14 protein-coding genes are annotated in these 13,970 nt (G+C 37.3%); 7 read left to right on the top strand and 7 right to left on the bottom strand.

Annotation, left to right across the window (positions count from 1 at the left end):
• Positions 1-31: 31 nt before the first annotated feature.
• Positions 32-1,741: a 3-coathanger stack domain-containing protein gene (locus H1R81_RS09625; protein ID WP_181840495.1), complete on the bottom strand. Its 1,710-nt coding sequence runs from the start codon at positions 1,739-1,741 to the stop codon at positions 32-34.
• A 217-nt stretch (positions 1,742-1,958) separates the two neighbouring features.
• Here H1R81_RS09625 and H1R81_RS09620 point away from each other — a divergent pair, with 217 nt between their 5' ends.
• The 4 genes from H1R81_RS09620 (at position 1,959) to H1R81_RS09605 (ending at position 6,402) form a co-directional block, all read left to right on the top strand.
• Positions 1,959-2,780, top strand: coding sequence for an AraC family transcriptional regulator (locus tag H1R81_RS09620; protein ID WP_181840494.1), 822 nt, complete (start codon positions 1,959-1,961; stop codon positions 2,778-2,780).
• Between the two features lie 63 nt (positions 2,781-2,843).
• Complete coding sequence (locus H1R81_RS09615; RefSeq protein WP_181840493.1) at positions 2,844-3,251, top strand: DUF1761 domain-containing protein; 408 nt, start codon at positions 2,844-2,846, stop codon at positions 3,249-3,251.
• Between the two features lie 12 nt (positions 3,252-3,263).
• Complete coding sequence (locus H1R81_RS09610) at positions 3,264-3,839, top strand: DUF5655 domain-containing protein (protein WP_181840492.1); 576 nt, start codon at positions 3,264-3,266, stop codon at positions 3,837-3,839.
• A 154-nt stretch (positions 3,840-3,993) separates the two neighbouring features.
• Positions 3,994-6,402: an ABC transporter permease gene (locus tag H1R81_RS09605; RefSeq protein WP_181840491.1), complete on the top strand. Its 2,409-nt coding sequence runs from the start codon at positions 3,994-3,996 to the stop codon at positions 6,400-6,402.
• 90 nt (positions 6,403-6,492) lie between these two features.
• On the opposite strand, the gene H1R81_RS09600 is transcribed toward H1R81_RS09605, so the two are convergent.
• The 5 genes from H1R81_RS09600 to H1R81_RS09580 form a co-directional block, all read right to left on the bottom strand.
• Positions 6,493-7,053, bottom strand: coding sequence for a DUF1572 domain-containing protein (locus tag H1R81_RS09600; RefSeq protein ID WP_181840490.1), 561 nt, complete (start codon positions 7,051-7,053; stop codon positions 6,493-6,495).
• A gap of 65 nt (positions 7,054-7,118) precedes the next feature.
• Positions 7,119-7,637, bottom strand: coding sequence for a 3'-5' exoribonuclease domain-containing protein (locus tag H1R81_RS09595; protein WP_181840489.1), 519 nt, complete (start codon positions 7,635-7,637; stop codon positions 7,119-7,121).
• 29 nt (positions 7,638-7,666) lie between these two features.
• Positions 7,667-8,314 carry a hypothetical protein gene (locus tag H1R81_RS09590; protein WP_181840488.1) on the bottom strand — a complete coding sequence of 216 codons (648 nt, stop codon included), beginning with the start codon at positions 8,312-8,314 and terminating at the stop codon, positions 7,667-7,669.
• A 45-nt stretch (positions 8,315-8,359) separates the two neighbouring features.
• A complete protein-coding gene (locus H1R81_RS09585; RefSeq protein ID WP_181840487.1) occupies positions 8,360-8,866 on the bottom strand; it encodes a M12 family metallo-peptidase in 507 nt (168 codons plus the stop codon).
• 239 nt (positions 8,867-9,105) lie between these two features.
• The gene (locus H1R81_RS09580; protein ID WP_181840486.1) at positions 9,106-9,552 is read right to left on the bottom strand and encodes a GNAT family N-acetyltransferase; all 447 of its coding nucleotides are present in this window, start codon (positions 9,550-9,552) and stop codon (positions 9,106-9,108) included.
• Positions 9,553-9,696: 144 nt separating this feature from the next.
• Between H1R81_RS09580 and H1R81_RS09575 the strand changes: the two genes are divergently transcribed.
• The 3 genes from H1R81_RS09575 to H1R81_RS09565 all read left to right on the top strand — a co-directional run bounded on the left by H1R81_RS09575 (position 9,697) and on the right by H1R81_RS09565 (position 12,356).
• Entirely contained in the window at positions 9,697-10,353 is a 657-nt protein-coding gene (locus tag H1R81_RS09575) for a class I SAM-dependent methyltransferase (protein WP_181840485.1), read from the top strand.
• Positions 10,354-10,475: 122 nt separating this feature from the next.
• Complete coding sequence (locus H1R81_RS09570; protein WP_181840484.1) at positions 10,476-11,531, top strand: serine hydrolase; 1,056 nt, start codon at positions 10,476-10,478, stop codon at positions 11,529-11,531.
• Between the two features lie 6 nt (positions 11,532-11,537).
• On the top strand, positions 11,538-12,356 hold the full coding sequence (locus H1R81_RS09565) for an SDR family oxidoreductase (RefSeq protein WP_181840483.1): 819 nt from the start codon (positions 11,538-11,540) through the stop codon (positions 12,354-12,356).
• Between the two features lie 42 nt (positions 12,357-12,398).
• On the opposite strand, the gene H1R81_RS09560 is transcribed toward H1R81_RS09565, so the two are convergent.
• Entirely contained in the window at positions 12,399-13,961 is a 1,563-nt protein-coding gene (locus H1R81_RS09560; protein WP_181840482.1) for a RagB/SusD family nutrient uptake outer membrane protein, read from the bottom strand.
• Positions 13,962-13,970: the final 9 nt, after the last annotated feature.

The following is a 13,970-nucleotide window of genomic DNA, read 5'->3' as shown; positions in this document are numbered from 1 at the left end:
GGTTCACTTTGACACATTTCTTAAAAACTTATTAGAAACAACCCACTATTTGCGTATTAAAGATGGCACCAGAATGTACTTCAAAACCCGGGGTTAATAAAATATATCTTCCAGTATGATAAGAAGCACGCGCATTTAATTGAATCTTATTGCTCGCTTTTATTATTTCACTTGCTTCTCTATTGACTATACTATTAATGTTATCATCTGGGTTTTGCAAATCAATTTTTCTGGCTTTGATTTTAAAAGATTCAAAACTTGTATTACTTATTTGAGCGGGTTTAGTAGAATAGACCCGTACACGATAAGCATCTCCCGGTGAAACATTCAAAGGAATGCTACATTGAACAAGACTACCACTCATACTTTCTCCAATTTTAATGGGGTTTTCAAACGACCCACCTTCATCTGATAACTGTACCTCAAATAAATTGTCTGCTGGGAAATTACCTGTGCCAGTGAAACTTATAGTTAAAGGTGCCCCAGGGCAAATTTCAGTTATATTCAGGCTATCCAGATTGATTGTTACTAAAGAGTCTACAATAGTAAAATGTACCATTTGTGGCCCGAACAATACATCTCCCTGACCAGATATTTGTGAATAAGCTGTGAAAGTCAGTGTGTATTCTCCTATCGGAAAAACTGAACCAAAAATCTGAAATCCATTATTACTCAAAATAGAATAAGGGTACACGTTCTCAATAATATCCCGGTTATAAAAAGATTCAGGCCCTGACATTTGCATTCTAATACTGCCTACAATGCTTGTATCTAACTGGCAGACAGGAGTAGCCAGAATCCCTGTCTTAAAGGGAAATTTTTTGAGTATCATTCCATCTTTTAAAGAAAACAAATAACGAAGGTCAGGTTCTGTACTTACGTAGCTGAATCTGAGTTTTTCAGAGCATGGCTTAACAATTACATGAGTGGTATCAGACTTTGAGCATCCATCATTATCAGTTACTGTCAAAGTGTAAACTCCACTTTCGGCAATTTTTGCATTTAGTATTTTGATTGAATCTCCAATCTCCATAAATTCATTAGGTCCTGTCCATACTAACCTTCTCCCTGTTCCCCACCCATTAAGATGAATACTTTCTCCAGTTTGATAAGGGCCTGTATTTTCAGCCATTACAAAAGGAAAAGGGAAAAGAAACCTTACAACTACAAGGTTTGAAGAAGCGCTTGTACCACAAATAGATACACAAGCTGCAACATAAGTACCAGAAACACTTACCGTTATACTTGATTGAGTTGCTCCACTATTCCAAATCACACCTTCGTTGCATCCAGATGCAATAAGCGTTTTAGTTCTGTCCTCACAGGTAATAGGTGAGGACATTCTAACCGTTGGCGGTTCAGGTAAGAAAAATTGTCTAATAACTATCGGATGTGATGGCTCGCTTGCACCAGACTGGTTAGTGCAAATTGCGGAAAAAGTCCCACCGGCACTTACAATCATTATCGTTCCTGTAAACCCTGTGTTCCAGATAATTGTTCCATTACAACCAGTAGCAACCAAAGTTGCGTATGAACCATCACAAATAATATCTCTATCTGATGTTAATATTGGCTTAGGGGGAATTTCTGCATAAATAGGGATAGAATCTGTCCCTATATTCTCAACATATTCAAGTTCATTAGGAGTTATTCCGTTTTCTGTGGTAAGCGAATACTCTTGTCCGAATAAAGTAAAATGGAGAAATACTGATATAATAATCAGAGATAATTTTTTAGTCATAGTTTTATAGTATAAAGTTGTTTTTCACTCAATGACAAAAATACAAATTCTTTGGCAATCAACATACGTATTATAGGTTTTCTAAAATCATGCCTGAATTAAATCAAATAAGAGGGAATGATTTTATATAATTTAACATACCAATTACATAAAATAAATACCTTTTCACTATATTTGATTACCTGTCCTAAACTAACCTATCAAAATCCTAATAGCCATGGTTTTTGAAATCTATACACCGGCTTTCCCACTCAGTCAGTTTATTGACAATTTTATTTACTACAGCGGTTATAATCCGGTTCACTCTATTGATCGGTTTCTTCCTGATGGACACATCAACATTGTCATGGAGCTCTCTGATTTACCCCAGTATATTTATGATAATGAAACACTGAAAGAAATTCAGGCTTGCAGGCATGTGTGGTTTTCTGGTATCAGAAATAATTATATCACCATTCCGTCAGGTAAAGAAAGTCAGATGTTTATTATCAATTTTCACAGAGGCAAGGCCTATCCCTTTGTACAAATGCCGTTGAATGAACTGACAGATTATGTAGTAGATGGCGATCTGGTTTTAAGCCATGAGATTATGGATTTAAGAGCAATGATACAGGACGCACCGCTTATTTTGCAGAAGTTTCAGAAGGCTGAGAAGTTTCTGTTAAAGAAATTTGCCAGTCGGCTCATTGTCAATCCATTTATCGATTATGCAGTTAATAAAATTATACAGTCTCCGAATCAGCTATCTATCGAGCAGATTGCCACTAAAGTAGGTTATTCCCAAAAACACCTGATACAATTGTTTAAAGAAAATGTTGGCGTGCCTCCCAAAGGTTTTCTGAAAATCATGCGTTTCCAGAAAGTTATTCATGATATAGGTACTTCTATAAAGACTTTAGACTGGAAGGATATTGCTTTTGAAAGCGGATACTATGACCAGGCTCACTTTATTAATGATTTTAAAGCGTTTTCTGGTTTTACACCGAATCAATTTCTAACTAAACAATCAGAACACCTCAATTATATAGCCATTGGCTGAGGTAAATTTTTTCCAATACAATCTCATTTTTCTACTATTCATTTGTAATCAAAAACACTATCTATGGAAAACTTTCACATTAATCACTGGGCCGTTCTGGTCTGCGCCATTGCTAATCTGGCTTTAGGAGCCCTATGGTACTCCCCTGCACTATTTTACAATGCCTGGAAGAAAGAGAATAATCTGACTGACGAGCAATTGAAAGCCATGAATCCTGGCAAGGTCTATACCTTAACATTTATATTGGCGCTTATTGCCAGCTATAATCTTGCGTTTTTTCTTGGAGATGATAAGACCGATATGGCCTGGGGGGCTACGGCTGGTTTTCTGACGGGCTTTGGTTTTTGTGCCATCATCTTTACCATTGTTGCACTCTTTGAGCAACGCTCATGGAAGTATATTCTGATTAATGGGGGTTATATTACGGTTTATTTTACATTAATAGGTTTTATTTTAGGTCTCTGGCGATAAACACTTGAAAATATGATAAAAACATCAGCCGAACTCGAGAAAGAGTTTATGGATACCATTCAGGAAAGAACAGGTAAATCAATGGAGCAATGGTTTGAAATTATTAAACCTTCGGGCTTTACTAAACAAATGGAAATACTTAACTGGTTAAAAGAAGATTACCAACTAAATCATCTGCAAGCCTCATTACTGGCAGGACTTTATCTGAATAACGGGCAACCTGTGTACCAGAATGAATCGGCTCTTTTGGAAAATCAGTTTGTCAAATGTGAGACCATGAGACCCGTGTTTGAGGCAGTGTCAGACAAAATTCTGACGTTGTTTCCTGATTCAATCCTTATTCCGAAGAAAACATATCTTTCGTTTACTGCTAACCGTGAATTTGCAGCCGTTAATATCAAACCTAAAGAAATACGCTTAGGGGTAGATTTAGGAACAGAGCCTTTTACTGAAACTTTGCAGAAATCGAAATTAGTAGGTGCAATGCCGAGAATCTCGCATATGCTTACCATTACTGATAGCAATCAGTTAGACGAAACTGTAATGGCTTATTTGCAGCAGTCTTATGACAGGTCTCATAAGAAGTGAGGGTTGAGTTAATTTTTTTATTGCTTAAGATTATAAGAATAATGTAGGTCTTGTAATCTTAAGCAATTTTTATTGGCAGGAAATAAAACTAATCACTTCGTTTTAAAACTAATAAATTAGTTATATATTTGCTGATATTCAAATCTCTATTAGCATGTTAAAAATCTACCTTACTATCACCTGGCGAACTTTATTGAAACATAAGGCTATCTCTCTGATTATGATTATCGGGTTGTCTTTAAGTATGGCAGCTTTTATGCTTATTACCCGGTATGTATTTGATGAACTAAGCTTTGACGAATTTCACCAACATGCCGACAGGATTTATCGGATTAATTTGCATGACTACAAAAATAAAGTATTGACTAATAGTAGTGCTATAAGTTATCATGCAGAAGGCCCTGCTATTAAAGAATCAATTCCGGAGGTGGAAGATTTTGTGCGTTTGCATCGGGCTGAGGGCATGATTAATTATCGAAAAGCTGACGGAGAGGTAGTGAGTTTTCAGGAGAAAAACGGGTTTTATGCCGATGCTTCATTTTTCAAGGTATTCTCATTTCCTTTAATTAAAGGCTATGTTAATCAGGTATTACAAAGTCCTCAGTCCGTGGTTGTTTCGGCATCAATGGCAAAGAAATATTTCGGTCAGGAAGACCCGATTGGAAAGGTATTACAATTGACCTCTGAATGGCAGGGAGGAAACTACATTGTGAGTGGTGTATTTGCCGATGTGCCTGACAATAGCCACTTCCACTTCGATTTCATTTTTGCTATACAAAACCTGCTTAAAAACGACCAGTTTGTTAATGGCGGGTGGTACTGGACAAATTTCTATACCTACCTCCTACTCAAACCCGATGCTAAAGTTGGTACTATAGAAAATAGTATTGCGACTGTGATTGAAAAACATCTTGGTCGTCTATGGAAAAGGTATAATATCCATCAGACCATGACATTACAGCCTATCCGGGAAATTCACTTGCATTCACTCAGTAATTCAGAAATAGAGCCTGGCGGTAAGATGGAAATACTCTATGTATTAATAGTGGTTGCCTTATTGATTCTTGCCATTGGTTGGCTTAACTATATTAATCTTTCTACTGTGATGGGTATGGAAAGAGGCAAAGAAGTGGGTATCAGAAAGACTTTAGGCTCAGAGAAAAAGCAATTGATAGGTCAGTTTTTATTAGAATCATTCATTTTCAACTTGCTTGCCTTACTCATAGGCATCGGTCTTTTTCTGATGGCTACTCAGGTCATTACCCAATCAGATTTTGCTATTCTTTCTCAACCTGTCTTTTATTTAGCTATTATAGCTGTCTTCTGCCTGGGGTTTGTTCTATCGGGTATTTATCCGGCGCTTGCTTTGTCTTCATTCAAACCTATGATGGTTTTAAAAGGTAGTTTATCAACCAGCTCTTCCGGAAAAGTATTCCGCAAAGGCTTAGTGATTTTTCAGTTTTCAGCCTCTATCATGCTCATTATCTCTACCATTGTTATTAACCAGCAGATGAAGTTTATGCAGAAGCAGGACTTGGGTATGAGCATCGACCAGAAACTGATTATCAATACACCCAAGATTCTCCGAACTGGTAGTTTTACCAATGACGTAACTTTTTTTAAGGATAGAATCTTATCTAATACGGGTGTAAAAAACGTAACAGCTTCGTCTTCTGTTCCGGGCAGGGAGATATTCTGGACATCTGAATATCAACGTTTCCACGAAGCTGCCAATACCTTCAAACTTTGCCATATGGTGGCCATTGATGAAGATTTTATTCCGGCTTATGAAATGAAAATACTGGCAGGAAGAAACTTTGTAAAAGAAATGATTTTAGATGATAATGCCGTAATTATCAATGAAACAGCCATGAAAGCGTTCGGTTTCTCAACACCAGAAAGTGCTTTAAATCAGGAAATCGGAGATGCTTTACCCAAAAATATTGTCGGGGTAATAAAGGACTTTCATCAGGAATCATTGAAAAGCAATACCAAGCCGATTGTCTTTCAGCATATCCCCTGGAATAGCACTTATCTAACACTTACACTACAAAGTAAGGATATAAAGAACACGCTGTTTATGGTTGAAGAAATTTATAAAAATGCTTTCCCGAACAATGCCTTTGAATATTTCTTTCTTGACACCTATTTTCAGCAACAGTATGAGGCGGATGAACGATTAGCCAAACTCTTTAACTGGTTTGCGGGTTTAGCCATTTACATTGCCTGTTTGGGCTTGTTAGGCTTAGCCATGTTTACTGCTCGTAGTCGCACCAAAGAAATCGGTATCCGAAAGGTATTAGGGGCAACTGTTGGCAGTATTGCCATACTACTTTCAAAAGATTTTCTGAAACCCGTACTATGGGCAGTACTTATCGCTTCTCCACTGGCATGGTATGCCATTCATTGGTGGTTACAAGGTTTTGCTTACAGAGTACCGATACGCTGGTGGGTATTTGTTGCAGGAGGAATGACCGCTATTCTCATTGCGCTCTTAACCATCAGTTTTCACAGCATTAAATCAGCTTTGATGAATCCGGTGAAGACATTAAAGATTGAGTAGCATAGAGCTTAGGGCAGAGGGCATGGGGAAATATGAATAAGATTGGGGCGTTTTCCCTCTGCCCCAAGCTCCGTGCCCTTTCAAAAAAAACTACTCCTTTATAAACTCATCTGTAAAGTGTTGCTTCTCTTTGGGTTTGGCGAACTTCTCTTCGTTATAAACCTTTGAATTGCCTTTGGGTATTGACAGAGAAGTCCAGTTGGTATCACAAACCATTTTGCCGATAAATACGATTTGCCCGATATGATATGGGTAATGGGCTAATTGTCGATTGATGGCTTCAACGACCGAATGCCCCTGATTACGGATATAAATTACTTTGTCTAAATCCTCAGTTGTTAAACTGTCCAGCGCCTTAAACAGACAATCCCATCCCTCGTCCCATTTAGACAATAGTTCTTCCTTAGTGGCTATATCATTTTCAAATTCTGCATCTCTTTGTCTCCATTCTTTCTCACCATCGGTTGTCAGGAAATCTGTCCAGCGAGAGAGCATATTACCCCATAAATGCTTTACTATTATGGCGATGCTATTACTCTCTTCATTATACTGCCAGAACAACTGCTCGTCTGATACCTGAGCAAATGTTTTTTCGCCAAGCATTTTATAATACTCAAATTGCTTGCGGGTGCTTGTGAGGTAGTCGGTCATAGAATCTAAAAATGATAAGCTGATTAAACCAGTCTAATTTCTTGCTTGAAATTTTAAACACTGCTTCAGAATTTAATCTTCAATCCAAACTCTTTCTTCATTGTTAGCAATGCTTCCGCATTTCCTTTGGCATCATCTACAGGGTTATGCGTATGCGTCGTTTGTCTCAGATGCTTAAAAGTCTTAAACGTATCTCTTTCAATGCCTTTGTAGAAACTTCCTAAATTCTGAGAACTGAATCCGAAAGGATTAGTACCTACAAAATGATGAAAATACCAGCAGATAAACATCCAGTCGAAACCATTATTATCGCTGATAAAGATAGGTCTGTCTTTACAGGTATCTTTTATCCATTCTGCAAAGTTGGTCATTACTTTTACTGGTTCATCGAAAGTAAGGGTTTCTTCACGAGAATGCCCGGACACAGCCAGTGCTTCAGGAATAAACTTGTCCGAAATGGGTTTTAGTTTTCCATAAAAAGTTTTGTCAAGCTGTTCATTCACTAAAACAGCCCCAAACGAAATCATAGAGTAATCACCCGGAATCGGGCCATCACTTTCTATATCAACCATTATATATGCCATAGTTATCTCTTGTTGAAGGAACAGATTAATTAATCAGGCGATAATTCCCAATCATTAAAATATCCTTTAATTGTTATTATCTCTGCTCCTTTCAAAGCCACTGCATGGTAATAACCACTAATTTTCTCCTTAGAAAATTTGGTAATTCTTACTGCACTATCAGTAATTCTGTATTGATAGGCAGTTTTGTGAATATGTCCATCAATATCTTCCGTTTTAGTAATGTGAACATAACTTATTCTATCCTGATAAGAATTAGTTTCTTTATTAACATTGTAGGCGCTATTATCAAGTTTGTAATCACCTGTTTTAGTTAAATTTGCTATTGTTCCTACAAATGAAATATTTTCCCAGTTCCTATGTCTCTGAGAATTGAGATTAAAAAAATACGTCCAGAATTTGAGTAAATCATCTCTCTGCTCATTGTCATATTTTGAATTCAGCGAGGGTGAATATTCTCCATATTTGGTGCAAAACTCTTCTCCATCAACAGTTATTGAGAAAAAACCACTCCGACAACTTCCTGTTACTACCTCATTGATTTTCTCTTTATCAATAGTTGGGTCATTCCCATTTATAACTTCTTCTTCCTTCTCCTTATCAATAGTTTCTTTTTTAGATGAGCAACTTTCCAATATCAAAAAAACTGCTAAAAATGTTAGATTGATGTATTTCATTCCTGTTAATCAATTATGTTAAACGTTATATAAAATTATAAATGCTCAAATCCGAAATTTACCATGAAAATGAGCCACGCCGCCCATTATTGTTTCTGTCCCATTAATCACTAACATATGTACCAAATGACGTTTTACCTTATCCTGTCCGATGGTTTTCCAATAGTCATTAAAATTCCCAATGGTGGTATAGTATCGATCTTCCCAAATATCGATATCAGAAACCGTCATTTTTATGTTTGCATCTTTCTCATAGATTTTCGATACCCGATCGAATATCTCATATACCTGGTTTCTGATTGCATTTCTATCTCGTTTATAATAATCGTACATCTCTTTATCAACCGAGACAGCCACTAAACACTCAAGCCGGGGAAGTTCACTAACCCTGATGTTTGATGACTTTCTTAAATGAAGCCTTTGCATAATCTGCTGAATTTCGTCAGTTATTTGCGTATCATTGACATTACAAGACCTATCAGGAAGAGATTTCTGAGCAGTTAAAGTTGAAAATACAAATAATAGAGAAAGTACCAGGAAAATTTTCTTCATAATCAGATTATAGTAGTTGAGATTAATGCTTGATTTTAAGTAAATATGAAGGTCTGCAAGGCTTAGACTTCCCTAACGGCTACGTTCAAATAAAATCAGACAGAATCCTTTTAGCACAACAAATACACCAGCTTGTAAAAATACATATTTTCAATACGGATTTCATAGTCTACCCTATAAAAAATATGGGCAGTACTGTTATCCGAACTGCCCATGAATGATTTGAAGTTTCATTCTGATCAAATGTCTCTCTGGTACTCAAAAACAATAAAAACGCCTTCTAACGATACGCCCGTCTCTTTCCTGACAAAGCCGTTTCTCTCATAAAACGCCATCCCTGCCTTATTTTTTTTCAGGCATTTAAGCCTGACTGGAGCTTGTAAGTTTTCAAGCATAGTGTTCAAAAGCATTGTCCCGATACCCTGACCCTGAAACTCATTGTTCACATATAGGTGATGGATAAAATTATCCGGCTGATAGGCAGAAATAAACCCTATTACCACCTCATCAACACGTGCAACCAATGTCAATTCTCCTGCTGTATCAGTATCGAAAGCATATAATTGATACTGGCTGGTATCAAGCCATGTAAATGTTGCCTGTCGGACGGTCAGATATAACTCTCGTAAAGCAGGCAAATCATTGGGTTGCAGCGTTGTAATGTCTATTGATAAAGTGCTGTTCATTTAAAATAATCACGTGTGACGCCAAATCTATTACGGTTTTTTGAATTTGTCAAATACGTGATTTAACTAATGCTAAAAATTAACATCTGATGGGCACTTTCTAACTATTTTCCTTATCTTAGCTTCATTAAACCCACAACAGATATGCACGAAGACGCATTGAAAGAAATTGCCCGTCAGCTAAGACAGCCACATGGAGAGCACGCCACAGAGGTTGGCGAAAGAATGAATAAGGGCAATGAGGAGATAAATGTTTTAGCCATAAATACGCTTAATGTACAAGCCCATGAGGTGATTCTTGAAATAGGCATGGGCAATGGCTTCTTTGTAAAAGACATTCTTTCATTAGCCCCGGCTATACACTATATCGGTTGTGATTTTTCAGAAGCAATGGTAGAAGCCGCTATTCTTTATAACAAAGATTTCATCAACAATAGTCAGGCAAAATTCTTCCTTGCCTCCGCCGATAATCTTCCTTTTGAATCACCTACTTTCAATAAAATTTTTACGGTTAATACCCTTTATTTCTGGGAGAATCCAGCATTAGTACTTCAAGAAGTCAAAAGAGTTTTAAAGCCGGAAGGGCAATTGCTGATAGCTATCAGACCCAAAGAAATTATGGAGCGGTATGCCTTTACCCAATATGGTTTTATGATGTATAGGAAAGAAGAATTATACGACTTACTAAATGATAATGGTTTTAAAATAACTAATATCATAGAACAACAGGAGCCTGATCAGGAAATTAATGGTGAAACCATCAAAGTTGCTTCATTGATTGTTTGTGCTGAAAAAGCCTAAATTCTGTTTGCATTTTCTTAACTATTATTAAACCTAAATCTGCCATGATAGTCTAACAAAGGCTATTTGCTTAAATGCTATTCCTCTTTATGTAAAGAGCAGATTTAAACCAAAGAAAATTTATGAAACAGTTAGCCACTGCTATACTATTATTATTGATTACTTTATGTCTATCCTGTCAGACTACTAATCCCGATCCTGTTATGTATGACTTCTCTTCAATTGACGATTTTATAGAAGAAAATGCCTCTGTTTATGCAAACCATTTGGCAGTATTAGTATCTCAAAACGGAAAATTGATTTACAAAAAAGAGCACAATCTTACTACCATAGATGCCAGAGCTATCGCATCAGCTTCTAAATGGCTATCTGGAGGTGTAATTATGTCTTTGGTTGATGAAGGGAAATTATCTCTAAATGATACAGTCGGTAAATATTTGCCGATATTTACAAAATACCGCAAAGGGAATATTAGTATCCGGCAATTATTCTCCCATACTTCCGGTTTTCCGGGTGATTCTCCTGAAGGTTATGAATATAGTACTTCTCTAACCTTAGCCCAAGCTGTTGATTCTTTAGCCGTTCATACAGCTAAGATACACCCACCCGGTACTGTTTTTAATTATGGTAGTATAGGTATGCACATTGCCGGAAGAATCGCCGAGATTGTATCAGGCAAATCATGGCAGACACTTTTTAATGAGAAAATTGCTACTCCATGCAACCTGACAGTTACTTATCTTTCGCTTCGAAACCCAATCATTGCCGGAGGGGGTTATACAACTGCTGAAGACTATCTTCATTTTTTAGAAATGATAGCCAACAAAGGCATCTATCAGACAAAAAGAGTATTAAGTGAAAATGCTGTTGCTGAAATGATGAAAGACCAGACTAACAATGCTATAATTGAAGGTACACCCTATCCTGCCAATCCTTATTCAACTTATAAAAATACAGGTATCAGATATGGTATTGGTAACTGGCTTGATGTTGTAGATACAAATAATATTGTTTTGGAAACAAGCAGCCCGGGGCTTTTTGGCACACACCCCTGGCAGGATAGTAAAAACAAAATAGCAGGTATCATTTTCACTAAAACCGATCCGAAATTAAGTAATGCGATTAGTCTGCAAATAAGAGAAAAAATAAGGGATATTGTGGAAAAGAAAACCAACTGATAATCTATGCAATCAATATTAATCACAGGCGGGACAGGAACATTGGGGCAAGAACTCAGTAAACAACTATTAGCAAAAGGCTACAGTGTAAATATCCTGAGTTCAAAAGAAAAACCAGAAATAGCTTTTTTTACAAACATCATTCAGGGAGACTTAACTGACCAATCAAGTTTAGAGAAAGCCGTTGAAAGTTCAGAAATCATTATTCATTGTGCAAGTAATCCAAGAAATGCACAGGTAGTAGATATAGAAGGTACCAGAAACCTATTAGCACTTATTGACAAAAATCATTGCAAACACTTTCTCTATGTATCCATAGCCGGGGTAGATAAAAGCGATTATCCTTACTATCAAACCAAATATGCAGTCGAAAAATTGATTGAAGCATCAGAACTCCCCTACTCTATTCTGCGAGCTACACAATTCCATGATTTAGTATTATACAGACTCATTCAGGTTTTTGACCAGGGGCCAGGCAAACCTATACAAATACCCGCCGGTATGAAATTTCAATCTATTGATAAATCAGATACTGCAACTTCTGTGATTGAGTTAGTGGCCAATAAACCAACTTATACCATTACTACTATTGGTGGGCCAGAGGTGCTAACTTTAGAAAATATGACAGAAGACTATTTTGCTCAATCAGGCAGAAATGAAGAAATAGTGTATATTGAGCCTTCCACAGCCTTTTATCAGGTATTTACAACAGGAATTAATTTATGCCCTGAAAATGCTATAAAAGGCATTACATGGCAACAGTACTTAAGTAATTTGCAACTTCAGGAGGTGACTACACCTTCTGAAAACAAAAGCGGATTGTGACAAGCACAACCCGCTTCTGGCATAAAAAATGATAAATCAATCTTAGTTCGGATATCCCGGGTTCTGAGGTTTAAGATTCGGGTTATTCAGCATTTCCTGTTTACCAAGTGGCATTAACAAATGTTTATCCGTCAGAGCTTGCTTAGAACTTGGATTGATGTGCCCAACAAAGTTATCGAAACCGTTGGTTGCTTCGTTATATACTTTTCTCAAACGCACCATGTCAAACCAGGTGATACCTTCATAACATAGTTCATGCCAGCGCTCTCTCCAGACTGCCTCTCTGAAACTATCTTTAGAATAAGTACCCAAAGCTGGCGTAACTAATTGTGCTCTGTCTCTGATTCTCTTGAAAGCATCATAAGCAGCCTGAGTTGGTCCACCTACTTCATTTTGTGCTTCAGCATAAATTAATAATACTTCTGCATACCGAATTAAAGGCACGTTAAGGTTATTGTTACGAGTACCTGCTACACCTGCCGTTCCGTTAGCAGTCATATTGAAATGCTTAAAGATATAAGGTGCTCCTAATTCAAATGGTGCACCATTTCCGTTTGTGTAATAAGAAGTATAAAAATATCCCTGTTGGTCTTTAGCACGAAGATCTCCTTTTTCATAAGAGTTATAAAACTGTATAGTAGGAACAGTGCTACCCGTACCTGATGGGCCATTGTAAGTAACAGGCTTAAAGTTAGGATACATATTATCCATCGGATTGCCCGCTACTACTGTATTATACTGAACCATAAAGATATGTTCCACTGTATTTTTCAAACTTTCCTTGTGTACGTCGTAATAAGTAGGAAAAAGATTGATACTTGATGGATTGGCATTGGCATAAGTAATTACTTCATTTGCTTTATCGGCTGCTAATTTGTAATGTGATGCCCCCTTATTAAGCGGAAAACCTGCCATTGTTAAATACACCTTCGCTAATAAAGATTTTACAGCGGCAGTAGAAACACGTCCGTTTGAGTTCATCCATGCCAGGCCTGCTCCTTCGGCGGCAGTCAGGTCATCAACAATCAGTTTATAAACTTCTTCCTGTGGTGCGCGCGAAGGTCTGAAGTCTTCGGAGGCGGCTGTTTGAGGTTTAGTAATCAATGGTGCGTCACCCCACAATCTTACAATATAAAAATACGCCCATGCACGTAGGAATTTGGCTTCTCCTAATATTCTGTTTTTCTGAGCGGCATCCATAGGTGTAATCGGTGGTACTTTTTCTAATACCTGATTTGCCTGTGCCACAACCTTATATAAACCATTCCAATAGTTAACAACATGCTGGGTATTGCCATCGTAAACTAAACCGTAAAGATTATTAAGGTCTGAGTTCTGCGCTGTTTCAGTAGTAGAAGTACCCGTGATAGCCTCCAATAATTGCCAGGTAGATGAGAAAATCCCGGCTCCATCATAAATTGATCGCATATCTGCATAAGTGGCCGCAATAGCCGCCTCTGCATGGTCTGGTATAGTATAAAAACTGGTTGGCGTTAAATTTGACGGGGCATTTTCTTTCAGGAAATCAGAACAGCCAACGACGCCGAATAGCATTGCTCCGCAGGCAACTATTTTGCTAAAGTTTTTCAATATATTCAATTTCATATTCAAAAT

This window comes from Emticicia sp. BO119, from assembly GCF_013912375.1.
Lineage (GTDB): Bacteria > Bacteroidota > Bacteroidia > Cytophagales > Spirosomataceae > Emticicia.
The sequence above is the reverse complement of the archived record's forward strand: the minus strand, read 5'-3'. Positions and strand labels throughout refer to the sequence as shown.

Excerpts from the sequence above, each read along its gene's own strand:
- H1R81_RS09625 (WP_181840495.1), bottom strand. The coding sequence starts at position 1,741 with ATGACTAAAAAATTATCTCTGATTATTATATCAGTATTTCTCCATTTT.
- H1R81_RS09620 (WP_181840494.1), top strand. The coding sequence starts at position 1,959 with ATGGTTTTTGAAATCTATACACCGGCTTTCCCACTCAGTCAGTTTATT.
- H1R81_RS09615 (WP_181840493.1), top strand. The coding sequence starts at position 2,844 with ATGGAAAACTTTCACATTAATCACTGGGCCGTTCTGGTCTGCGCCATT.
- H1R81_RS09610 (WP_181840492.1), top strand. The coding sequence starts at position 3,264 with ATGATAAAAACATCAGCCGAACTCGAGAAAGAGTTTATGGATACCATT.
- H1R81_RS09605 (WP_181840491.1), top strand. The coding sequence starts at position 3,994 with ATGTTAAAAATCTACCTTACTATCACCTGGCGAACTTTATTGAAACAT.
- H1R81_RS09600 (WP_181840490.1), bottom strand. The coding sequence starts at position 7,053 with ATGACCGACTACCTCACAAGCACCCGCAAGCAATTTGAGTATTATAAA.
- H1R81_RS09595 (WP_181840489.1), bottom strand. The coding sequence starts at position 7,637 with ATGGCATATATAATGGTTGATATAGAAAGTGATGGCCCGATTCCGGGT.
- H1R81_RS09590 (WP_181840488.1), bottom strand. The coding sequence starts at position 8,314 with ATGAAATACATCAATCTAACATTTTTAGCAGTTTTTTTGATATTGGAA.
- H1R81_RS09585 (WP_181840487.1), bottom strand. The coding sequence starts at position 8,866 with ATGAAGAAAATTTTCCTGGTACTTTCTCTATTATTTGTATTTTCAACT.
- H1R81_RS09580 (WP_181840486.1), bottom strand. The coding sequence starts at position 9,552 with ATGAACAGCACTTTATCAATAGACATTACAACGCTGCAACCCAATGAT.
- H1R81_RS09575 (WP_181840485.1), top strand. The coding sequence starts at position 9,697 with ATGCACGAAGACGCATTGAAAGAAATTGCCCGTCAGCTAAGACAGCCA.
- H1R81_RS09570 (WP_181840484.1), top strand. The coding sequence starts at position 10,476 with ATGAAACAGTTAGCCACTGCTATACTATTATTATTGATTACTTTATGT.
- H1R81_RS09565 (WP_181840483.1), top strand. The coding sequence starts at position 11,538 with ATGCAATCAATATTAATCACAGGCGGGACAGGAACATTGGGGCAAGAA.
- H1R81_RS09560 (WP_181840482.1), bottom strand. The coding sequence starts at position 13,961 with ATGAAATTGAATATATTGAAAAACTTTAGCAAAATAGTTGCCTGCGGA.